The following is a 23,482-nucleotide window of genomic DNA, read 5'->3' as shown; positions in this document are numbered from 1 at the left end:
TTTAAAGCCAATCCTTGGCTATTACGTTATTTTATTAAGTGATAAAATCGAGAAGTAACTCCATTGGTCCAGCCAAAGCCTTGCTGCACTTTGTACTCGCCACCTCCAGCTCTATTTTCAGGCTCATAAACATTGTATTTTTCGAGTAGACAGTGGTCGGTTTTAAAACTGTTTTCTATCATCTGTAACCAATTGCTCATGATGGTGTTTGCATCTGCAACAAAGCCATACTGGTGAAATCCGTGTACAGCAAACCACTGCAGTGGTGCCCAGCCATTAGGGCTATCCCATTGCTGGGAAGTCTCATTGAGGGTTGTTACTAATCCGCCTGGTTTTAAAAAGTCACTCATAAGCTTATTTTTAACCAACACCGCCTGCTCTTCGCTAGCACAATTGACAAATAATGGGACGGTGGCGGCAAGCGACAGCACTGTAGATTGTTGCTGGATTTGATAATTAAAATCAACAAAAAACCCCATATCAGTACTGAATAAATACTGATTAATTGCCGCACGTCTTTGAGCTGCTTGTTGCTCAAAATACTGTTGCTTATTTGTATTGTTTAATACCGCAAAGTAATGACCCAGCTGTTTTTCAAGGTAATAAAGTAAACTATTGAGGTCCACAGGAATAATATCCGTGGTTTGAATACTGGTAAGCTTATTATTACCCAGCCAGCGACTACTAAAATCCCAACCAGACTCGCACGCAGCTCTAATATTTCTATAGTAATTAGCTCTTTGCTGTTCAGGAAGTAATGAGGCATCATGCAAATCTTCACGCAGTGATTCTGGCCGTGGTGTTGCTTGATCATCCCAGTAACGGTTAAGTAATGCACCATTTGCCATTTTTACTACACGCTTATGGCTTGATATTTGCTCACTCAGTAGCTCTGCCCCCTGCATCCAAAATGTATATTCTTGCTCAAGGGCAACAACGCAATCAGTTAACCATGCAAAGTCACTATTTTTACAGTATTTTGCTTGCCAAATTAAATCAACTATCAGCGCTAGAATAGGAGGCTGCGAGCGAGAACTATAGTAACTGCGGTTGCCATTGGGAATACAACCATTACGATTTTGCAGATCAATAAAATTAGCAAGCATGGCTTCGATACTGTCTATATCGCCAATATCTTGCAAACCTAACGCAGTAAAATAACTATCCCAATAATATATTTCTTGAAAGCGCCCACCCGGTACTATGTAGCTGTGTTTAAGTGGTAATAAAGAGCTGGCTTTAGCTGTGTCTGCATTGCGATGCAAATACGGCCATAAATTGGCAATATAGCTTTGCACACTATCGCTGTTGCTTTGCTGAGTTGGGAGCTGTGTTGATTCAAACGTAAAATGCTGTGCTACAAATTCTGTTAACTGTGGTGTAGTAAGTGGTTTAACGCGTAAGTAAAGGTCGCATGCTAACTGCCAACTATCATTAGCAATCGCATCAGCAAAAGTTTTACTGTCACTAAATATAGCCGCCAGTTGCACATCTAAAAATAATTGGCTATTTACAAAGTTCATATCGTTCCTTTTTCTGGCACTGCGCCTAAGTTTACTGTCATTTTTTTAAATAAAGTTACACTGATCAACAACAAGCTAATTGGGATCAAGGTAAGATAAAAGGCATGTTGGCCACTAAATTTATCAAAGATGAAGCCGGTAATTACTGAACCAGTGGTGCCGCCTAATGCTGAAAAAACCACGATAAGTCCGGTCATAGCTGCCTGCTGGTGAGCGGCTAACGCACTGAGCATCACAGAGTTAAGTAATGGGTAAAGAGGAGCCATAAAAAAGCCAATGAGCGGCAGCATGTATGCTGCAAAAGGCACATCAAATACACTCGTTACTTGGCTGCCATCAATTTCATGAGTCAGCGGTAAAACTAGTAGCACCAGCACGGCCATAGCAACCAAACAACTTAACAACAAACTATACCAGCCAATAACGCGTAATATCTGCCCCGCCACTAGTCTACCTAGCGCCAGTGCTGCGGCAAACACACTGGCCAGTTGAATACTAATATCAACTGGCAGCTTAAGTACTTGATTATTAAAAGTAGGTAACCAAGTCCCTACCCCTTGCTCAATCAACACATACAAAAATGCACTGATAATAAATATAACCACTAGAGGTTTATAAGTGAGTGTTAGCATGTCAATAAAAGCAGCTAATTGACTGGTACGTAATGTTGCTTTTTGCGGAACTTTTATTGGCGCTATAAGCACTGTAATAAAAGCCATACCCGCTAACAAAGCCAGCAAATAATACACGTTCAACCATGCTGTATTTTGCGCATTACTACTATCAATAAACCATGAGAACACCCAATAGCCAGATAACACCCCAAGCATAAAAATACCTTCAATGGTGTTAAGCAATGCTGAGTGCTGATTGGCGTTATCAGTGACTTGGCCAATAACCGAGTAAACGGATACTTTCATAATCGCAAAGCTGCAACCAATCACAGCAAACAATACTTTGAACGCATAAAACTGTGCAATTGAGGGCATTAACAAGCACATTAAGGCAACCAGCCCCAACGCTATAAGCATGGCCAGTTTATAGCCAAGTCGAGGAATAAATGATGCAACAACAAAAGAAACTATTGCTATGGTAAGGTCTTTATAGCCTTCTAAAACAGAAGCTTGCGTTTTTGTTATGTCAAAACTATTGATGGCTTGTAAAATTACGGTGCCAACACTATTGAGTAAAATAGCGAACACGAAATAGCTACACGCCAACGCTATGGTTATTCTTATTGGGTTCATACACGTTAACCTGATGTTGATTTCTTTTAGCATAGTGTAGCGCAAAATAAAATGCAAACGTTTGCATTTTATTTATAAATTGAGTTAACTCACCCTACAGTTTATCCTTTGCTAGATTGACGATTAATTAATTCTATTTCAACAACTTGCGATTCAGCTGACTGGCCTTGTAACTGCGCTAATAATTTTTCAACCAGTAATACTGAGGCTCGCTGAGTGTTTTGTTTAATGCTCGAAAGTGATGGGTGACTCACATCTGCCATGGCAATATCATCAAAACCAACTAACGCAACATCGTTAGGAATACTGATATAGCGCTCTTTTAACGCTTTCATAGCGCCTAGTGCCACCATATCGCTGCACGCCATAATGCCGTCGAAACATAAACCTTTCGCGACTAGTAATTGGTTGATCCCATGGTATGCTGCGCTACTAGTAATATCGATAGACACTACGTGTGCTATAGCGTTAGCCGTATTTAGAGCCGCTAAATAGCCACGGTAACGTTCGCCAATTTCAGCATGTCCTGGGTCTCCCAAAAATACAATATTTTTAGCACCACCTGCTAATAAGTGTTCAGTCGCAAGACGACCCCCAACAAAGTTATCACTGCCTACAATGGGATAATTACTGGGAGTTTTTGGGTCACCCCAAACAACTAAGGGCACGCCTGCATTAGCGGCGGCTTCAATGTTTGCCGGATCTTTGCCTTGCCCAACCACAATAATGCCATCAGCCCGACGGCTATTGATAAAGTAATTAGCCCAGTCATCACCGGCCATAAATGAGTTTGAGAGTAGAAGTTCTAGCCCTTGTTTATTCAACGCGAGGTTTATCTCTCCGACTACCTTAAGCAAAAAGGGTCGTTAATTGATTGCTCAGTGCCACTGTCGAAATTTATGATCACTGCTACAACATTGGTTTTTTGTGAGCGAAGGCGGCTCGCAGCCGTATTTAAACTGAAGTTATGTTGCTTTGCTAACTGCTTTAATTTATCTCTAGTTTCTTTTTTTATCAATGGGTTATCATTTAACGCACGAGAAACAGTCGAGGTTGATACTCCAGCAAGCTTGGCTAGATCCGCTAACTTTAGTTGTTTGTTATTCATTGCTAAGTACGAAGCCTTCCTTAAATCGTGAAGTTGCAATATACCATCATTATTAAAATTAGGCTGCGCCAAGGCCTAAATTTAGTCATAAACATAACCGTGTATAAAAATAATACAGAAAGTTAAAAAAACAATTGCAAACGTTTGCATAAAGTTCTAAGGTTTAAAAGAACACAGCATTAACATTTCATTAAATTAGTTAGTGCTTTGTTATTTATAGTTTTTTAAATAACGAACAAAAAATGGGAATACCAACATGACAACAACACACACACCAAGCAAACTTGCTTGCGCTATTATTTTAGCGCTATCCAGTCAAACCGTGCTTGCAGATCAACCAGCAACAAGCGCGCAAACAACCACAGATAAAAAAGTTGAACGCATTGTAGTTTCTGGTACACCTGCAGGTATGGGCGTTCGTAAAATTGATGCCAGCTATGCTGTGACAAATATTGATGCTGAGCAAATAATTAAACTATCACCAAAAAGTACTGCGGACTTATTTAAAGCAGTTCCCGGTGTGTGGGTTGAAAGCTCGGGTGGTGAATCTGGCGCTAATGTATTTGTTCGTGGTTTTCCTGGTGGTGGTGATGCGCCATTTTTAACCCTAAGCCTTGAAGGTTCTCCTATTTACCCAGCACCAACATTATCGTTTTTAGAAAACTCATCATTATTTAGAATCGACGAAGCCATTGAAACCATGGAAGCATTACGTGGTGGTCCAAACCCAGTGGTTTCTAACGGCCAGCCGGGCTTAACCACTAACTTTCGTTTAAAGCGTGGCAGCGAAGATACCCAAGGCTTATTTAAATACACCACCTCTGATTACGATTTGCAACGTGTTGATGCTGTAGTAAGTGGTGAAATCAGCGACGACCTATATTTTATGGTAGGCGGCTATGTTAAAAGCTCACCGGGTATTCGTGATGCAGGCTTTACTTCTGAAAAAGGCAGCCAATTTACAATTAACATAACTAAAGAGTTAGACAATGGCGAGCTTAACTTTTATACCCGTCAAACAGACGATCATGGCGCATGGTACTTACCAACACCACTCAATGTTAATGGCATTGATGCTGAATATACCCAACTTGGCACACTTAACCGTCAAGCGACCATTTTTACCGGCCCAAATGCGCAAGCACACGACATTGACCTAGGTGATGGCCGAGGATGGGATGGCCATGTATCCGGCGGTAGTATTAAACTTGAATTTGATAATGGCTGGCAATTTATTGATCGTTTTAACATTACCAAAGGCGATGCTAATACATTTGGTCTAGTACCCAATGGCTCAGCAACGACGGTTGGTGAAGTGGCCGACAATGGCCAAACTGCATTTGGTGCGGTGACTGACACCGAATACGCTAGTGACACCGCGATTCAGCAGCTGGGTCGCTGGGTAGTATTAAAAGAAATAAGCTCGTTTACTAACGACTTAGCTTTTTCAAAACAATTTGGTGACGTATCAGCCACTTTTGGTTATTACACAGCAAGCACATCTGCGAGCGATTGGTGGAGCTTAGGTAATACGGCGTATCATGTGCTGGAAGCCGGTGGTGAATTATTAAATGGTATTGAATGTAACCAAAACACTGATGGGTGTGGTTTTAATTACGATATCAGCTCAACAGGCGATGCACGCACCAATGCCCTTTACTTTACAGGCCAATATAAATTTGCAGATGCATTTACACTTGATTTAGGTGTACGTAAAGAAAACCATGATGTGCAGTACAGTGTTGATGAAGACCTTGACGGTATTATCACTAAAGCTGTTGATTACGATGAAAGTAAAACCTCATGGACAACCGGTTTAAACTATTCAATTAATGATGACATGGGCGTATTTGCTCGCGTTAACCGTGGTTATAAAATGCCATATTTTGATGACTTTAGAGATAATTTTGGCGCATACCAAGGGGGTGAAAAACTAATTAAAGAAGTCACTCAAGCTGAACTTGGCTATAAACTGATCACTCAAAGCACTGACTTTTTTGCCACTTTATTTACCAACGAAGTCAAAGGCGATACCTTTGTAAGTCGCCCGGGTGTGCCAGCTGAAATTTTAACCAACGAAGCGTATGGTGTTGAACTTGATTACAACTTTAATCATGAATCTGGCTTTTCTGTTAATTTAAATACCACATTACAACAAACCGAAATCACTGAAAGTCCAGAAAATAAAGGCAATGAAGCACAGCGCCAGCCTAAATGGCAAGTACGTGTAACACCAAGCTATGACTTTGAAGTAGACGGCATGTACGCCACACTCTATGGTACTGTGTCAGCAGTAGATGACCGCTTTGGTAATAATGAAAACACCGTGACACTTGATGGCTACGAAAAAGTTGACTTAGGTTTTATCCTTGAGCCAATGGAAGGGATCAAACTGCAATTAGCAATTGATAACTTAACCAACGAGCAAGGTATTACCGAAGGCGACCCACGTAATGCTGACGCGCCCAATGGCCGTTACATTATGCCTCGTACAACACGCTTAAGCGTAAGCTACGAATTCTAACCCCCATCTCCCTGGATCAATACCCAAAGCCGTGGTGGTTAATACACTGCGGCTTTTTTAAATCACGTTTTGAGCAAAAATCGGCTCTTGCGACTCGCTCTCTTGGCGCTTTAAATAACTAAATATTATTAAAAAAGTCATAGCAATGCTTGCCGCAATAAGCGAGCCTAGAGTGGCAAAACGAAAACTAAACCACTGCGCAATTAAACCGGTACTGGCAGTGCCAAGCATGACCCCTACTTTAATAGCATTGCCATAAAAAGCAGAGGTAAAACCAATTCGTGATGGCAGTTGCTCTTGCAAAATAGTCAAGCCGATACCCGCAAAGATCCCATAAAAAATAGCATTTACACCTTGCAGTACAAAGAATTGCCATACTTGATCGGAAAAAAATACGCCAATATAGAACAAAATAGCGCAACTAAAAGCAAAACCTAACAAGCCTGTTTTAGTGATGCGTTTACTGAGCTTTGCGCTATACAACATCACAGGGATCTCGATTAATGCCACCATGCCCATAAATATTCCAGGCATATTATTGGCAAAGCCCAGTTCATTAATTGTATAAAGCGGTAAGGCACTGGCGTACATAATATTGCCAATTGAGCCAAAGGTTATAGCAGCACCTAAAGCCCAAAACGATTGATTGATCGGCTGATTTGGCTCAGCTTTCTTAGCTCTGTCGTTAGCATTAACACTGGGCAAAAACTTCATTGCAAAAATTAATGCCAACAACGCAAACGTAGCTGCGGTATAAAATGAGCGACTAAAGGCAACTCCTGATGCAATTAAATAGCCAAGCGGCGGGCCTGCGACCCATGCAAATGAAATAGCCGCTCTAAGGCGAGTATTAAACTGGGTGATATCAATATGATCTTGCTCATCAGCCCACTGGCGAGCAATAGTCATAACTTGCGGTATCGCGGCATTGCCCATCGACAGCAAGAGTACTCCGGCAGCAAATACCTGCCAAAAAGACGTTGCGTTAGCGAATATGATTAACGCCATCCCCATGCCAGAGACCGCAATCATAAACATCTTTTTAGCGCTCACGCCCTTATCGGCCAATCCACCTAACCATTGGCTAAAGAGAATGCCCATCAAAGTGACACCTGTAGTGTATACACCCAAATATATAGGTGGACTTTGTAAGCCTTCAACAATAAACAAACTCATTAGTGGATTAACAAATGCGCCTATTAAGCCCGTTAATAAGCTTAACAAGATAAATACCACACCATATTGTTTGAATATCGACTTCAAAAAACACCATACAGACACTAAAAATAAGCCGCGCATTATACGTGGCTTTAAGTAATATTAAAATACAAATCGGGTTATTTAATAATCACGACTATTTAAAATTCGCACATTTAATCAGCCACTAAGCTAAGCATAAAACCAAGCCACGGTTTGCAAATTATAGCTTTTAGTTCACTTAAACGTCTAAAAACAGCGAATTGATAAATGCAATATGCTGCTCCTCAACCTGTTGTTTCAATGCTCGAATAAAATCCATTGCTGTCGCAGGCCGATTTGGATAAGCATACTCTTGCCATACTGACTTAAGTGCATTAGTTATCGCTTTATCGCCTACTTTAGACCTTAGTTTTGCAAACACGATGGTGGCTTTTGAGTATTGATCATAATTTTTTGTTGAATCAATCAACGCCATTTTAGCGGTAATATCCATGCGCGATGCCTGCTCATAACGCTTTGTTTCATAATCAACTAATGCGTTCATAGCGGTTTTACCGTAGCGTTTTTCTAACACGACTAATTCGATATATTTAGCCATCGATTCCATTAAAAAGGCACTATCTGCAGGCACACTATTACCTATATCATGGCCAAACCACTGATGCGCGGTTTCATGCACTGCACGGCGATAACGCTGATCAAAGCCAGCACCAACGCTTGGACGAGCCCTAAACCCAACTTTATCCTCAATTAATATAATTTGTGGTAAAGCATACCCAGTGCCACCAAATGGGGGAGCTGCAATTAAGCTTAATTGCTTGGCTTTATACGCAACAATATTATTTTTAAACCAATCAAGTGTGTCCATCATTGCTTGAAAGTTAACGGCAATTGCATCTGAACGCTCAATCGGCTCTTGTTTTTTTGCAAATACTTGTAAAGTAACACCATCATGTTTTTTAGTTTCAGCATTAAAAGGCACTGACAGCCAAGCTGGTAAGTTATTAATTGCAGACACTGTTTTAAACTTAAATATTTCACGACCCTGTTCACGTTGATGCGTAATTTGCTTGCCCTGTGTCACAACTTGGTACCCCGTTGCCGTTGATACTGTGCTCGACATCGTTATACGCTCATAGTGTGCTGGTCTATTTTGCCCTTTAGTAACTAACGCTGAAGCTAAAGGGCGAGGCTTTTGTTGCAAACCATATTGAGCTCGTAAGCTTGTATCTGTTAACTCATAGTTGATTTGATAGCCAATGGTTGGCAGCACCGGAACTGCTCGAATATAACTAAATTCAGGCGTAATTATTTGATGTCCACCAGCAGGCCACAATTTCGCTTGATGTACTTCAAATTGTGTTGTTAATTGTCGTGTTTCATGTGGTTTTATTGCAACGTCAAACTCATATACAGCCTGATTTAAGTCAGGATAAAAAGCGATTTGGGTCGCACCTTTAATCTTCACCTTCGCCCACTTATAAAACCCAGCTCTGCCGACTAAAATTTGCTTAATGGCCATTGGATGAGAGTTTTTTAAGGTGTAAGCCAGATCAAACTTTGCAAACTGTTGATGCGGGTAAAAATCAATTTTTGCATCAATATGACTAACCTGAGGTTGCAACTTATGCTGCCAGCCTGCAAAGGTTTTTTCATAATCCGCTTTAAAGGCCTCACGTTTATGTGAATTGGTAAGGGGCTTTTCATCAACTAAACGTAGGTGTAATTGCACAAATAAACCAACACAGAGCAACACAGGCATTATTAGCCATGCATCTTTTCGTACAACCGCACGCCTATCAAGCCCTGCACCGCGGTGACTAAATACGCACGTTAGCAATATAAAACTTACACAGGCAAACAACCACACCTGTATATAAGGCCAATAACTGCTAATACTGGCCCGATAATCCCAAAATTCACTCGGTGGCTGCAATGGCGTCCAAGCTAGGCTCCAAAATGTGTGTGTGAATCCTAAATAAGTCATAACTGGTGTAAATTTGAGTATTAGCATTACAAAAACAACCAGCCCTGAAATCAGTATTGAACGACACAAATTAAACACACACACCGTTACCCATGCAATCATCATTAGGGGCAGTGCCGTTAAACACAGAACATATACATGATCGTACGCGTCATATTGGCTATGAATAAACCATTGTGACAAAGAAGCACCAACAAAGCTCATCGTTGAAAAAATAATAACCAGGGTAGCCAATACCAATAATTGACTATATAAAATAGTGGCCGTTTTGATCGGCGTAGCAGCAATTAGCTCAGCCATGTTAAAGCGCCGTGCATAGCAACTGATTTGCCAGCTCCAAAGCACCATCAGCAAACACCCAAACAGTATTTGCATATCAAAAGCATAGTGACTAATTGCATCGATGCTGGTTGCGCTGATTACACTCAATGGCTCAGCATAAGCAGAAGAAGAGGCTACATTATTAAACACCATGGCTGGCCAAGCTAATAAAATTAACAGTGTTATTGGATGCTTTAAAACATTGAAAAGCGCTACTTTATAGCATGCGATAAATATCGGCAGTTCATGGTTTTTTGCAGCCACAGGTTGGTACGAAGCACTTGCTACTATAACGGATTGTAGATTACTCACTGCATTTTTTACCCGCTTATTGAACGAGTTAAACACATTACTCGCTGCCGCCGTACTAAAGTAGATAGCGGTTGTGAGTAACAGTATCAGCACCCGATTAATGGCTATAACCCAGCCCTGAGGCTCAACAAAGCTACCTATAATTGCAGTGTATGCGAAAGGATCTAACCATATAAACAGTTGATAACTAGTTTCACTGATAATACTACTTCCCGCCAATATGGGATTACCCGTGACACTTGCAAGCAGTAAGTAGCCAATCCATAAAACTGCAAATACAACATAGTTCACCAGAGGGCTGCTGAATTTTTGACAAAACCAGAATGCAATTACACCAAGCAAACAACTATTAGGAAGCAGCACAAAAAGACTATTAACAGCCAGTTGATTAATGATTTGCCAGTCAAACCCTTTGCTGTGTACTTGCATAACCATCATTACTAGCATACTGATAAGCACAATCACAAACACACACAACACCAACGTTCCCACACGTAGCAATGCGCTTTGTTTAAACGTGATAGGTGTCACTGCCACCAGCTCTTGCATATTGTGTATTTGATCACGTAAAAAATGTCGGTGCAAGCGCACCTGTAAGTAAAGCTAGTTGTATCATTTGCAGTGCAACTAGATGTAATTTAAATTGATTTATAGCGTCGCTGCCTTCGACGGCTAAACCTGATGACAATGTAAACGCAAATAAAGGGGCAGTTACAAAGCAAAGCCAAAGCAAAGGCTGGCGAAGTACATAACGTAGTTCGTTGATCAGTAGCATGTGTTACTACCTCGCAATTTCAACTCATAAAAATAGCTATCTTGCAGTGTCACTTCGCCAGGTCTTGCACGCTCAGCGGGAGCCGTTGTGGCATAAACTCGAAATGAAGGCTTGCCGTATCGATAACTTTGGCTTAATACAAAGCTCTCTTGCGGTAACACACTAGGAAGGCTCTCCAGTAGCCATACACAACCATGCAATGGCTTAATGAGTGCTGCCACTTCACCACTTTGAATTAACCGACCTTGGTTGATCATCGCGACAAAATGACACTGATTTTCTATGTCTTCTACTATGTGGGTAGATAACAACACCAAGCGCTGTTTACTAATCGTCACCAATAAATTATTGAGACTTTCGCGCTCAGCAGGGTCAAGCCCTGCGGTTGGTTCATCTAGAATAATCAGCTTAGGGGAGCCTAGCAACGCTTGAGCAATACCAAAGCGTTGTTTCATCCCACCAGAAAAGTGGCTCACCTTTTTGTTTGCAAACTGAGATAAATTTAATAGCGCCAAGAGCTCACTTATTTGCTGCTGTCGGTCTTTTTTATTGAGGCCCTTTAAAATTGCGATATGCTCTAGCAAAGCAATACAACTCATATTTGGATAAACACCAAACTGTTGCGGTAAATAGCCAAGCTGCTTGCGCATCTCATCAGGGTGTTGCAACACATCTAAACCGTCAAAGTTCACCTGACCAGTATCAACGCTTTGCAAACACGCAAGCGTGCGCATTAAGCTTGATTTACCCGCCCCATTTGGCCCAAGTAATCCCACCATACCGGTTGGTAAAGTAATAGATATATCACTTAATGCTTGGGTACCATCTGCATATTTTTTATTAATATTTGTAAGTGTTAGCATCGTTATGTTCCTTAATTGATTAATAATCACATTAAGAAAGCACCGCACAATAAGCTACATAGCAATGATCAACACATTGAATTAAAGGATGAAAGCAAATATTTTGCAGTTGTCATTAAAAAACGACCTTTGATCATTATTTTGCTGAACTAAGTGAAGTAATTCATTTAAACTTAATAACATATATCATTAAGCACGATGAACATGGAGTGTAGTATGCAGGCAGCTATTTCAGCGCGGTGGCAACGATTAAACTTACATTATGTGGTTGTTTTACTACCCGTTATTGCTGCAATAATGCTAGAAGCACACATTCGCTATCTATCATTAAAGCAAGACTCAGCCGAGCTCTACACGCTAATTAATGGGCAACTATTTTTAGAGTGCTTGCCTTTTTTAGCTGCTCACGCTTTAGCATTTAAATTGCCACTTAAACGCTCAGTTGTAGTGTGGCTATTAGGCTTTGTTGCGTATCCTTCTCTTGTCTACCTGGTAAATATAATGTCTTCTGCGTTTGCTAATTGGCAATACCTCGACGCACAATGCTGGATACTCTCTGCATTCGCGAGTCTTATTTGGCTAATGTTAAAGCGAGTGAGTAGCGCAAAAAACTCATTAACTTCAAAGTGGTTTAACTCATTAACATCTCTCGATAATATGGTTATTTTAGTATTAGTATCGTGGTCTTTAATTATGGCTGGCGTACTTAATACGCATACAAACCCGATGCTAAATCAACCTTTAGACCTGATCCTTGACATAAGCAAAGTATTTACCCAATTTAATCAATTCCTAACTTACTTTTGGCAGCTAAGCGTATACACAGCTATCATTTTTTGTTTGTACTTATTTAACCGATACATATTGATCCGCCAAATATTAACAAACCATGGTGTGTTTACTTTTCTCGCTGCATGTTTAATTTTTATTGCTTTGCTTACACCCACCCTCACTGCGGGTGTGCTTTTACTGCCCATCAATGATCTGCCTACAGAGGTTGTAAATTTAACACCAAGTGGAACTCGAAGCCTTTTTAGTAAGTATAACTACCAGTTTATGTTTTTCTTTCTTAGCGTTAGCACGCCAATTATTTTAGCCTTTGAACGCCAACAGCAGCATAATAAATTAAATGTGATTGCCAAGCAGCAAACTGAAACAGAACTGACGTTACTACAACAACAAATTAACCCGCACTTTTTATTCAACACACTAAATAACTTATATGCATTAACACTCACTAAATCAGATAATGCACCGCAGTTGGTGATGCAACTTGCCAATTTACTTCGATACACGGTCTACGAAGGTCAAAAACAACAGGTTTTCTTAACCCAAGAAATTAATTATCTTAAAGACTTTATCGAATTACAGCAGATCAGAAGTGGTGACAAGTGCCAATTTAACCTTGTTTGGCCAAGTAACCCTGGTAAATTAAAAATAGCCCCACTGCTACTCATTATTATATTAGAAAATGCTATTAAACATGGTGTAGAGCCAACATCACAGCAAACAGAAATAACCTTTGAACTCACAGTCAGTAGCAATACACTAACGCTGTATTGCGCAAACACCATCCACCAACAAAAACAACAAAATGATTCTGGCATGGGACTGAACAATTTAAAGCGAAGACTGGAACTTCTGTACCCAAATAGCTATTCTCTGATTACAAATAGTCAACATAATATTTGGCAAACTACACTCACTTTGGAGCTTTCATCATGTTAAACGCATTGATAATCGATGATGAGCCACTCGCACACCTCGTAATTCAGCATCACTTAGCTGCTCACCCTACAATTAATATTGTTGGCCAATACTATAGCGCAAAAGATGCTTTATATGACTTGGCAAAGTTAGACGTCGATTTAGTCTTTTTAGACATCAATATGCCAGAGTTATCGGGGTTAGAGTTACTCAAAGCGCTCGCTAAACCACCGCAAGTAATTATAGTCAGTGCTTATCAAGAGTATGCCTTTGAAGGCTTTGAACTCAATGTAACTGATTATTTGCTAAAGCCCGTATCGGCAGAGAGGCTTGAGCAAGCACTCAACAAAGTTATAATTCGTGAGAATCAGTTTTCAACACAGCCGCAATCAAGCATCATTCTTAAAGTTGACCGTGAAAAACGTAAGATCAACTTAGATAGTATTGAATACATTGAGGCGTATGGAAATTATGTAAGAGTTCACCTAGCTGACCAAGTGATACTTGCAACAAGCACACTTAAGCGGCTCTCAGTACAACTTGATGGCTCATTCTTGCAAACTCATAAATCATTTTTAATCAATAAAAATAAGGTTGTTGCAGTTAGTAATGACTATATTGAGCTAATCTCAGGTACGATTGTAAAAGTTGGCAAGTCATATAAAGAAGTATCACGTTCTTTGCTCTAAAATATACTGATATAAATTATCTGCGAGCTTTTTATGTTCACAAGATGGCCAGTGCACCCCCTCATACTGACAAGGCTTAATAAACAAGAAGGCATCAATAAATTCACACGTGTGACGTTCAGCGGCGGCTTTGAACTCAATGGATAATTGTTCAGCTTTTTTACCTGCACCTGCGTAAATGCTTTTATAACTTCCCACTTCATGAACCTTGGGCGGGCTTATAATGATTATCTTTGGTATTGTTTTACAGTGATAAAAGGCTTTAATGGCTAAAATTAACTCCTCAAGCGCTTTGCCAATATCGATAGCAGACAGTGCAAAACGTGCTTTTAAATCATTGGTTCCAAGCTGAATAATAACAATGTCAACGGTGTGCACTTCAAGGTAAGGTTTTAAATATTTAATCCCTGACTTATCACCATCAAAAGGCGGATTGTTCACTAAGGTTCTATTCGGCTGCCCTGCCTCGATAACCTCATGACCATCACCTAATTGTTGTAGTATACCTGGCCAGCGCTCACATGCAGCCAACCGCTTACCATCAACAGGAGAAATACCAAAGGTATTCGAATCACCAAAACACAAAATATTCATTTTAAAATGGATTCAGCGTGTAGCCTTGTTGCTGTAACTGCGCATGAGCGGTCATTGCAGAAAGCGCCATTTTCACCCCAGGAATAAGCTGCTCTGGTGCTACCTTCATATGCATTGCCGACTGCCCGCACACATACACAACCGTATTATTAGCAAGTAGCTGGGTGATCAAAGACTGGTTTTTATTATCAACATCAAAGCGGCTTTTATAAACGCTGTTTTCCAGCATATCAACGCTCGCGCTACCGTGTACGACTAAGGCCAGTTGGATGTTTTCCGGCTTTACCCCATGGGCAACATGCATATTAATAAAGCGCGCTAACGAATTAATAGGGTTATTTTGCTCGCCATGTTTTGCACCATCCCCCACATCAAAGGCAATTTTAAACTGCGCTTGGCTTAAGTTTGATACATGAGCTGGTACATTGTAAAAATAACCAAAGTCATTGATAACAGGAGTTGGCTCAGCAGCGATCGTTGTTAAGCTAGTTGCAAGAAGGCCAAAGCCTAAAAGTGAAGTTTTCATAAATCATCCTTTTTTGTTTAGCCTACCCGTATTTAACCAGCCTGTACATGTGAATGAGCTTTAAAAGTCATTCCTAAATAATTAAAGGTTTGTTTAAACATGTCTATAAAGGCGTCTGGCGCAGAGGGAGATGAGGCATTAGACAATAGTGAAAACTGTTTTTGACGTAAAGTTCTAAGCTTCGGTTTTAACGCCTCGTCATCCATGTAATCTGTGATCCTATCCATAAATGCTTTCATTTGTGGCGTGGTGTTATACCAGTACACAGGCGATGCGAACACCCAATGTTCGTAGCGAAGTAACACTTCAAACAAATTATAAAAATCATCATTGTGATACTGCTTATCGTAGCGATAAGGTGAAATAACATAATCATCTAAGCAAAAAACAATGCCGCTTTGTTGCTTACTATAGGCATTAACTTGCGCCGTAGTATTACCGTTTTTACGGCCACTTGAATAAATAATAGCGGTGTTATGCATTGGTTTTTCTTGCATTTTATTTCTCCTTTTTTATGGTTGCAAAGAGCGTAAAACCTCAAGTAAGATTGAGGTCAACCTTAAAAATTGATTTTTAATAAAAAAGAAGAAAACTATGACCGATCAACAAAAAAAGCTTGTTGAAGCTAATTTAACTGTGGGCTTTGTAGCTAAACGCAGCGGCGTAAAAGTCTCCGCGCTACACTTTTACGAAACCAAAGGCTTGATCCGCAGCTGGCGGAACAACGGCAACCAACGCCGTTATAAGCCTGATGTACTGCGCCGTGTGGCGGTCATCAAAGCAGCGCAAGCAATGGGCATTACTCTTGAGGAAATCAAACAAACCCTCGCCACTTTACCTGATAAACGAACCCCCACTAAAGAAGATTGGTCAGCATTATCAAAAAACTGGCAAGCACAACTTGATGAACGTATTGCTTTTATGCAGCGCCTACGCGACAGAGTCGACGGCTGCATCGGCTGCGGTTGCCTGTCAATGACAAAGTGCCCGATTTACAATAAAGACGATTACTTAGGCGATACCCAAAGTGGCGCAGTACTTTTGAATAATCCTCAAAAATAATCCTGCCAAAAATAACAATACGCTCAATATTAAAAACACTTAAATTCAAATAATTGCACTAAAAAGCAAGCAAGTGTTAGATTCATAATAAGGCTACAAAAAACCAAAACAGTTACACTTGTTTACATATTTTTACATTTAAGTTAAGTTAAAGTTAACAGAATGTTTACTTATTGCTAATTAAAGCTATCTTTTGGAGTGCGTTTCAAACAATAACTATCCAAAAAGGATTAAACAATGCGTAAATTAAGTACTCTAAGTTTTGCTGTTTTAGTCAGTTTATCAGCGGTGCAAACTCATGCGGCAGAACTTATGTCCGTCGACACAAGCCGCGCGATTGAAGGTAAATATATCGTTGTATTTAAAACTCCCTCCGTTTTAAATGTTCAAAGTAGTGATGCAATAGCTGACTTTGCCAGTTCACAATCAGCGAGTTTAAGTAACCTATATAACATCGATGTGGCTCAGGAATTTGGCGGCATTTTAAACGGTGTTGTTGTCAATGCGTCAGATAAAACAATTCAACAAATGCTTAGCAATCCGAATATTGACTACATTGAACAAGATCAAATGATGTCGATTAACCCTTTGGCACAAACAAACGCAAATCAACCAAATGCAATCTGGGGCTTAGACCGCATAGATCAACAAGACCTCCCTCTCAATTCAAATTACTATTATGATTTTGATGGGTCTGGCGTAACTGCGTATGTCATTGATACAGGTGTACGTATAAGCCACAATGAATTCGGCAATCGCGCATCTCACGGTTATGACTTTATAGATAACGACTCAGATGCAACAGACTGTAATGGACATGGTACGCATGTTGCCGGCACGATTGGTGGTGGTACTTACGGGGTTGCTAAAAATGTCAACATCGTAGGTGTGCGCGTACTAGGTTGTAATGGTTCAGGCTCAAACTCAGGGGTTATTGCAGGTATTAACTGGGTTAAAAATAACGCGACGGGACCTTCAGTTGCAAATATGAGTTTAGGCGGTGGCGCCTCACAAGCAACTGATGACGCAGTAAACAATGCCGTAGCAGCAGGAATAAGTTTTGTAGTAGCTGCGGGTAATGACAATAGTAATGCCTGCAATTATTCACCAGCTCGTGCAGCGAACGCCATAACTGTTGGCTCAACGACTAGCAGCGATAGTCGTTCAAGTTTTTCAAACTATGGTAACTGTTTAGATATCTACGCACCTGGTTCAAGTATTAAATCAGCATGGTATAACTCAAATACATCAACAAATACTATCAGTGGCACCTCAATGGCCTCGCCTCATGTTGCTGGTGCCGTTGCACTATACCTTGATGAAACGCCCTCTTTGAGCCCATCACAAATCGATACTATGCTCAGCCAACGAAGTACTAAAAACAAAGTGTCTGATGCGAAATCTGGCTCACCGAATGAGTTACTTTATACATTAGAAGGTGGCATTATTGTCCCCCCAGAAGAAAATGAACTGACCAATGGACAAAGCGTTAACGTATCAGGCGCTCAAGGTACAAACACTTTTTATAAGCTCGTTGTTCCTGCGGGTTCTGAATCGCTATCATTTGATACCAATGGTGGTTCAGGCGATGTTGATATGTATGTACAGGTAGGGCAAAAACCTTCAACTAGTAGCTACAACTGTAGACCATATAAAAATGGCAACACAGAAAACTGCACGTTCACTAACCCACAAGCTGGCGATTGGTGGGTAATGCTCAATGGCTACAGCCAATACAGTGGTGTAAGTTTAACTGGCACAATTGGCGGTGGCACTAGCTGTGGCAGCAATTGCTTAACAAATGGCGTGCCAATTACAGGGCTTTCTGGGGCACGAAATCAAGAACTTGTCTACACCATTGAAGTACCAGCAAATGCTTCGTTGAATATTAGTATGTCTGGAGGTACGGGCGACGCCGATTTATATGTTCGTAAAGGCGCACAAGCTACAACTAGTGTGTATGACTGCCGTCCATATGCAAATGGTAATAATGAAAGCTGTAACCTAGGCTCAGGACAAGGCGGTAAATATTACATTACACTAAGAGGGTACAATGCATTTTCTGGCGTAAGCATTGTTGCATCTTACTAATTAACTGACTCTAAAAAACTCAATAATACCAATAGTGTTAAGTTGCTGACCATTTATAACGACAGATAAATACAGTGATAACAAGGCAGAAATTTTGACATGTTGTTGCTCTACATAAAAAATGATTAACGCAGTTAGCGTTTTATTTAGCCCGCCAGAATGGTTAAATATTTAAGTCGATTGGTATAATAATATGGCCTATTTTTATAGGCCGTATTATTTATTGATACTCTCTAAAGTGCTCACATTTTTAATAAAACGGCTATAAATAGAGAATAAATAGTTCAGCTGCAAAATAATAAAAGTATTTAACTGCACGCATTAAAGCGTTCAATCCATACTTAATTTTGCCGCTGTAATAATGTTGAGTACCCGCCAACTAAACACTTTTCCATCGCGAGATTGGGGCTTGCTTGGCTTTGAAAACCAAATTGTTGATAAAGTGAATGAGCGTCTTTTGTTGCCAGTGTAAAACGGCGTAATGATTGCAATTCAGGGTGACTCATTACATGATCCATCAGCTTTTTACCCAGCCCTTGACCTCTAAATGGCTCTAACACAAATACATCCAGTAAATTTGCAAAAGTGGCTTGGTCAGTCACCACTCGTGCAAATGCCAATAGCTGTTTATTTTCAATTAATGCAAAGCACAGCGAGTGTGCGAACGCTTTTTCTAACCGTTCGCGACTAATGCCTTGACTCCAATAACTTCGCTCAGATAAAAACTCAAACGCTTGGGTAAATTGTTGTGGTGACAATTGGTGAGTAAATTTCATTTCATTTCCCTACTGAATGCTTGCATTGGAAAGAAAAACTAAAGGAATTGATGCCGCAAGAAACAGTGACATAACCCAATTAAAACGTTTAAAGATATTTGGCTTATTTAGAAATTGGCGCATGTATTTGCCAAAATTCACCCAAAACAAGCCTGAGCAAGCCGCGACAAGGTTAAAAATAATCACGCCCAAAATTGCAGAAGGCCAATAGGCACCTCCTGGTAAAGTAAGTGCAGTACAAAGTGTCATTAACACTGCATATGACTTAGGATTGATCAACTGAAAAAGCATGCCTTGAAAAAAATTTAAAGGCCTTGCTTGAGCATTATCACCTTTTAATTGAGAGCTACTAGCTATCTTGTATGCCAAATATAAAATATAACCACTGGCACAAAGCTGTAGAAAAAAATGCAGCTTTGGCTGTATTAAAAACAATTTACCTAATCCTAGTAGCATTGCCAAATGCATTATCGTCATGCCTACTCGAATACCCAATAAGTGCGGTAGGGTTTTGATCACGCCAAAATGTGTGCCTGAGTGAGTAAGCAAAATATTATTAGGCCCAGGCGTAATTGACGCCGCAAAACAAAATAAAATGAGAGCCGGAGCAAGCTCAAAAACAGTAGCTGTATTCATAATAATTAATTGTATTGATACAATATTGTAGTTGTTTAATAACTATTAATTGTCATACTTATGTAAAATCATCAATATTTTTATTGTTATGAATACAATTTACAAACCGGATCACACTCTATTTAGTAGTTTGTGCAAAACACAGCCAAAATATCGCGCATTAGCCGCTTTGATTGAGCATGCTATCGACAACAAAATGCTGGGTTTTGAGCAAAAATTACCAGCCCAACGACTTCTCGCTGACAGCCTAAGTGTTACACATGGTACGGTAACTCGTGCATATGCTTTACTTGAGCAACGAGGGTTGGTTACTGCAAAACTAGGGGCTGGTACCTTTGTAAGTAAAGTTATTGAGTTAAGTCATTTTGAGGGCGACACAGACTTTGCTTCAAGCATGCAACCGATGATGGGGCAACAACATGTTATGACCAATGCCCTGCAATCGCTGTCAAAGGATCAACGTGCATTAACAGATGTGATGATTTATAAACTCAATGGACTTACCTCACATCAATATTTTTTCAAACAATGGCTAGCGGATAAGGGCTTTGATTGCTTAAACCATCCGTTGATATTTACCCAAGGTGCTCAGCAAGGAATATTCACTACGTTAGCAACCTTGTGTGAAAGTGGCGATACTGTCATTGCAGAGTCAATGTGTTACCTGGTTTTTACCATGCGTGTCATTCGCTTAAACTTTCATTAGCGCAAGTAAACGTGCATAGCGACGGGATTGATCTTGCGCAAATTGAAGCATTGTGTAAGTCGCGTACAATCAAAGCGGTTTACATCACGCCAAACTGTCAAAATCCAACCAATATTTGCTATAGCAGTAACAATTTAAATGCCCTACTGGCGCTGAGTCGCCGATATAATTTTTTCATTATTGAAGATGACGTAAATTACTGTTTGCCAGAGTATTGGCGATTACCATTGTGGCAACAAGCACCGGATCGGGTTTTTTATATTTCAAGCTTTTCAAAATATTTTGCAGGCGGACTACGAGCCGGTTACTTATTACCTCCACGACTTTGGGAGCAACCAATTTTAAAACAAATTCATAGTGAGTGTTGGGCGGTTTCCTCAATGAATTTTGAGTTAATAATGCGCGCCATTAAAAGTAACGAATTTACTTATAATCAAACTAAGCTAGCAGATGAGATACGCTATCGTATTGAACAAATAAAAAAGCTGCTTCAAACTTATGAGATAGATGCTCAGTTTGCCAGTTTAAATGTATATATTCGCTTATCCCAGTCGCAGAATATGTTTGAGTTTTGCAGCGTATTAAAAGCGCATAAGGTAATTGTAAGGACGCTAGATTCCTTTATCCCAGAAGTTCCAGCCCTAAAAGTGGATAATCCAAATGGTGTTCGCCTCACCCTAGGCGGCCCAGCAACTTGGGCTGAGTTTGACTTAGGCATCACCCGCGTTGAAGCCGCTTTACAGCAGTTTAATCAAACATTTGAGGTAGTTATTTAAATTTTATTATTCAATAAAATCGGGGAATCATTATTCCTTTGGGTGATGTGAACTCATACTTTTTTGAGGAAATATAGTGTTTAAAGTTCTGCGAGTTCTCTATTGCTTTTGCATTTAGTTTTGCATTTAGTTTTGCAAATTTATATGAAATTGACATGAATATCCTTTTGCCTACCCAAGCAGTTATTTACTGCTTGGGTTAAATTCCTTTAATTTTATTATGTTATTTAACTATAGATCTACCATCAAAAACGAAGTGAATTTTTGCCACAAGGTTTTACTAAACTTGATCTCGCTTTCAGGCTTAATGTTATCTGCGTATTTCCATGGAAACTTGAAAATATCTGGCGGTGTTAGCTTTTTAATAGGTTTACCCATCAAAAGGTTATCAAGCTGCTCTTCATCATTAAACTCTTTTAAAAGCTCATCATCCGCTTTAGTCATTTCTTTTAAAAATGACTTATCTACTCGATACCAAAAGTACTTAGGTCGACCATTGGCTTTATCAAATTCAGCGGTGGTTTTATCAAACTCTCGATAATATTCAAATTGCGGGATATCTGCTAAGGGTTGGGTGACATCCATAAAGTTTTGTAATAATTCCCAATGTACAAAAGCAGAACTAATTAAGTTAGCACCTGTCCAAGCATAAAAAACATCTTTTTTAAAATGCAATAATGTAACCCCCTTAAAGGAAAGCCACTTTGCGGATTGTTTTGAACTTTATAGTGAGCATTGAACTGTTCAAAAGGTAACTTAATTTTTTGCCCATTACTGCCTTTGTCGGATGACCAAACAAGTCCTGTTTTCCGCTCGAAATTTACACGCGTATGCGTAACTTTTTTCTTACTAGTTTCCACACTGTTAAATTGAAAAGCTTTGATACCCCCCAAGCTAATAAAAATAAAAACAATGCTCTAGTCGCTTCTTCTGTATCAGCAAATAAGAATAAAAATAGCGGAATTGTAAATAAAAAGAGTAAATTAACTAAGTGAGCAACCCCCAAGAAAAGTAATAGTACGTCAGTAACTTTTCTCCCTAAACTAGATAAACTTAGGACATGCGGATCACTACCAAGAATATTTCTATAATGTTGAGCTTTCCCTGATAAATTATACTTATAATCGGAGTTTTGAGAACTGTCAAAGCAATGTCCAAACACTTTACCTCTTGGGTATATTGCTTGCTTACTTTGATAGCGGCAATACATGGTCTCTCGCTCGTCAGTCGCTATTTCATTTCTAAACTTTGCATCTTGCTTACCCCTGTAAGCTGTTTCAGCATACTGCTCAAGCATATTCTATTTCCTTTATTATCCATGCTTTATCTGGTACTTCACCGTTTTCCCAATCATTACGTTCATTTATATCAACGTAAGGCAAGGTCACATTTTTATCTAAGCGATACTGCACTTTTACTTGCCAATCAACGTCAAAGCTTAATGGCCACATTGATAAGATTGGGACAATATATTGAAACCCAGTGATGGCACGGGATTCAGTATTTTCTTTTTGGATTATTTGCCAATTATTATGGTCGTGACGAAATTTATTTTCAAAATGTAAAACTCCCTCATCCTCTATTTGATAAACTTGAACGAATACCTCTGATTGCCCTAAGGCAAAGTTTGGCGTGTCTATATCAATAGTCAATTGGCAATGAGAATCGGTGAGTTTTTTTACACCTAACGTGACACTCGGGCTCATTAATGTGCCTACCAATGCGGCATAACACTCTTTTGGTTGGGTGTGCCATTTTTTATAACTGCCTGTACAGCGCTCATCTGCATCTTTCGCAAAGGGGCCATTTTTAGTCCAAGTTTCTGATTCATTATCGGAAAAATTTAAGATGACAGCCATCTTAACTATTCAAACTGAATGTCGTTTTTATTGTTCAATTTGTGCAGCGTAAAGCCGCGCCTACGCAAATTAAAATGGCTGTTTTCTTAACTGTTTATTATGTCGCCATGTTAGCCAGCAACGTGACGGTAAACCTAGGCAACACTTATACTGCCTAGGCTTGAATTCCTTTTCTGATTGTTAAAGAGCTATGGTCAGTT

21 protein-coding genes and 1 pseudogene are annotated in these 23,482 nt (G+C 39.8%); 7 read left to right on the top strand and 15 right to left on the bottom strand.

Annotated features, from left to right (window positions below):
• Window positions 1–26: 26 nt before the first annotated feature.
• From P4S61_RS19555 to P4S61_RS19545, 3 genes and pseudogenes are all read right to left on the bottom strand, one after another.
• The gene (locus P4S61_RS19555) at window positions 27–1,523 is read right to left on the bottom strand and encodes a trehalase family glycosidase (protein WP_182757477.1); all 1,497 of its coding nucleotides are present in this window, start codon (window positions 1,521–1,523) and stop codon (window positions 27–29) included.
• Window positions 1,520–2,770 carry an MFS transporter gene (locus tag P4S61_RS19550; RefSeq protein ID WP_337119023.1) on the bottom strand — a complete coding sequence of 417 codons (1,251 nt, stop codon included), beginning with the start codon at window positions 2,768–2,770 and terminating at the stop codon, window positions 1,520–1,522. Before P4S61_RS19550 ends, P4S61_RS19555 begins: the two co-directional genes overlap by 4 nt.
• 101 nt (window positions 2,771–2,871) lie before the next feature.
• Window positions 2,872–3,878, bottom strand: a pseudogene (locus P4S61_RS19545) (LacI family DNA-binding transcriptional regulator).
• Between the two features lie 256 nt (window positions 3,879–4,134).
• Here P4S61_RS19545 and P4S61_RS19540 point away from each other — a divergent pair.
• Window positions 4,135–6,402 (top strand): TonB-dependent receptor, encoded by a 2,268-nt coding sequence (locus P4S61_RS19540; protein ID WP_337119022.1) that lies wholly within the window; start codon window positions 4,135–4,137, stop codon window positions 6,400–6,402.
• Window positions 6,403–6,459: 57 nt separating this feature from the next.
• On the opposite strand, the gene P4S61_RS19535 is transcribed toward P4S61_RS19540, so the two are convergent.
• The 4 genes from P4S61_RS19535 to P4S61_RS19520 form a co-directional block, all read right to left on the bottom strand.
• On the bottom strand, window positions 6,460–7,665 hold the full coding sequence (locus P4S61_RS19535; RefSeq protein WP_337119021.1) for a sugar efflux transporter: 1,206 nt from the start codon (window positions 7,663–7,665) through the stop codon (window positions 6,460–6,462).
• Between the two features lie 175 nt (window positions 7,666–7,840).
• On the bottom strand, window positions 7,841–10,807 hold the full coding sequence (locus P4S61_RS19530) for a M1 family aminopeptidase (protein ID WP_337119020.1): 2,967 nt from the start codon (window positions 10,805–10,807) through the stop codon (window positions 7,841–7,843).
• Complete coding sequence (locus P4S61_RS19525) at window positions 10,785–10,997, bottom strand: hypothetical protein (protein ID WP_337119019.1); 213 nt, start codon at window positions 10,995–10,997, stop codon at window positions 10,785–10,787. The genes P4S61_RS19530 and P4S61_RS19525 overlap by 23 nt, the downstream gene beginning before the upstream one ends.
• Window positions 10,988–11,860 carry an ABC transporter ATP-binding protein gene (locus P4S61_RS19520; RefSeq protein ID WP_337119018.1) on the bottom strand — a complete coding sequence of 291 codons (873 nt, stop codon included), beginning with the start codon at window positions 11,858–11,860 and terminating at the stop codon, window positions 10,988–10,990. The genes P4S61_RS19525 and P4S61_RS19520 overlap by 10 nt, the downstream gene beginning before the upstream one ends.
• A gap of 216 nt (window positions 11,861–12,076) precedes the next feature.
• Here P4S61_RS19520 and P4S61_RS19515 point away from each other — a divergent pair, with 216 nt between their 5' ends.
• Together P4S61_RS19515 and P4S61_RS19510 are read left to right on the top strand one after the other, a co-directional pair.
• Window positions 12,077–13,588: a sensor histidine kinase gene (locus tag P4S61_RS19515; protein ID WP_337119017.1), complete on the top strand. Its 1,512-nt coding sequence runs from the start codon at window positions 12,077–12,079 to the stop codon at window positions 13,586–13,588.
• Window positions 13,582–14,256, top strand: a complete 675-nt coding sequence (locus tag P4S61_RS19510) for a LytR/AlgR family response regulator transcription factor (RefSeq protein WP_337119016.1) — start codon at window positions 13,582–13,584, stop codon at window positions 14,254–14,256. The genes P4S61_RS19515 and P4S61_RS19510 overlap by 7 nt, the downstream gene beginning before the upstream one ends.
• Here P4S61_RS19510 and P4S61_RS19505 read toward each other — a convergent pair.
• From P4S61_RS19505 to P4S61_RS19495, 3 genes are read right to left on the bottom strand one after another with little or no spacing between them, the layout of a single operon-like run.
• Entirely contained in the window at window positions 14,239–14,850 is a 612-nt protein-coding gene (locus P4S61_RS19505; RefSeq protein ID WP_257326878.1) for a GDSL-type esterase/lipase family protein, read from the bottom strand. The genes P4S61_RS19510 and P4S61_RS19505 overlap by 18 nt on opposite strands.
• Before the next feature lies 1 nt (window position 14,851).
• Window positions 14,852–15,376: a DsrE family protein gene (locus tag P4S61_RS19500; protein ID WP_257326877.1), complete on the bottom strand. Its 525-nt coding sequence runs from the start codon at window positions 15,374–15,376 to the stop codon at window positions 14,852–14,854.
• Between the two features lie 32 nt (window positions 15,377–15,408).
• Window positions 15,409–15,873, bottom strand: coding sequence for a flavodoxin family protein (locus tag P4S61_RS19495; protein ID WP_145234552.1), 465 nt, complete (start codon window positions 15,871–15,873; stop codon window positions 15,409–15,411).
• Between the two features lie 97 nt (window positions 15,874–15,970).
• Here P4S61_RS19495 and soxR point away from each other — a divergent pair, with 97 nt between their 5' ends.
• On the top strand, window positions 15,971–16,438 hold the full coding sequence (gene soxR, locus P4S61_RS19490; RefSeq protein WP_145234554.1) for a redox-sensitive transcriptional activator SoxR: 468 nt from the start codon (window positions 15,971–15,973) through the stop codon (window positions 16,436–16,438).
• A gap of 237 nt (window positions 16,439–16,675) precedes the next feature.
• Entirely contained in the window at window positions 16,676–18,529 is a 1,854-nt protein-coding gene (locus tag P4S61_RS19485) for a S8 family serine peptidase (RefSeq protein WP_145234556.1), read from the top strand.
• A 341-nt stretch (window positions 18,530–18,870) separates the two neighbouring features.
• Here the strand turns inward: P4S61_RS19485 and P4S61_RS19480 are convergent, their stop codons facing one another.
• On the bottom strand, window positions 18,871–19,305 hold the full coding sequence (locus P4S61_RS19480; protein ID WP_182717645.1) for a GNAT family N-acetyltransferase: 435 nt from the start codon (window positions 19,303–19,305) through the stop codon (window positions 18,871–18,873).
• 9 nt (window positions 19,306–19,314) lie between these two features.
• Complete coding sequence (locus P4S61_RS19475) at window positions 19,315–19,941, bottom strand: LysE family translocator (RefSeq protein WP_145234560.1); 627 nt, start codon at window positions 19,939–19,941, stop codon at window positions 19,315–19,317.
• 88 nt (window positions 19,942–20,029) lie between these two features.
• Here P4S61_RS19475 and P4S61_RS19470 point away from each other — a divergent pair, with 88 nt between their 5' ends.
• Together P4S61_RS19470 and P4S61_RS19465 are read left to right on the top strand one after the other, a co-directional pair.
• Window positions 20,030–20,647 (top strand): GntR family transcriptional regulator, encoded by a 618-nt coding sequence (locus P4S61_RS19470; protein ID WP_337119015.1) that lies wholly within the window; start codon window positions 20,030–20,032, stop codon window positions 20,645–20,647.
• Entirely contained in the window at window positions 20,599–21,423 is an 825-nt protein-coding gene (locus P4S61_RS19465; protein WP_337119014.1) for an aminotransferase class I/II-fold pyridoxal phosphate-dependent enzyme, read from the top strand. Before P4S61_RS19470 ends, P4S61_RS19465 begins: the two co-directional genes overlap by 49 nt.
• 231 nt (window positions 21,424–21,654) lie before the next feature.
• Here P4S61_RS19465 and P4S61_RS19460 read toward each other — a convergent pair whose 3' ends face one another.
• The 3 genes from P4S61_RS19460 to P4S61_RS19450 form a co-directional block, all read right to left on the bottom strand.
• Complete coding sequence (locus P4S61_RS19460; protein ID WP_337119013.1) at window positions 21,655–22,098, bottom strand: hypothetical protein; 444 nt, start codon at window positions 22,096–22,098, stop codon at window positions 21,655–21,657.
• A 145-nt stretch (window positions 22,099–22,243) separates the two neighbouring features.
• A complete protein-coding gene (locus tag P4S61_RS19455) occupies window positions 22,244–22,720 on the bottom strand; it encodes a hypothetical protein (RefSeq protein ID WP_337119012.1) in 477 nt (158 codons plus the stop codon).
• Window positions 22,713–23,282 (bottom strand): hypothetical protein, encoded by a 570-nt coding sequence (locus tag P4S61_RS19450; RefSeq protein WP_182757487.1) that lies wholly within the window; start codon window positions 23,280–23,282, stop codon window positions 22,713–22,715. Before P4S61_RS19450 ends, P4S61_RS19455 begins: the two co-directional genes overlap by 8 nt.
• Window positions 23,283–23,482 lie beyond the last annotated feature (200 nt).

This window comes from Pseudoalteromonas sp. B160, assembly GCF_037162485.1.
GTDB lineage: Bacteria > Pseudomonadota > Gammaproteobacteria > Enterobacterales > Alteromonadaceae > Pseudoalteromonas > Pseudoalteromonas rhizosphaerae.
This window is presented reverse-complemented; position numbering and strand designations above follow the sequence as displayed.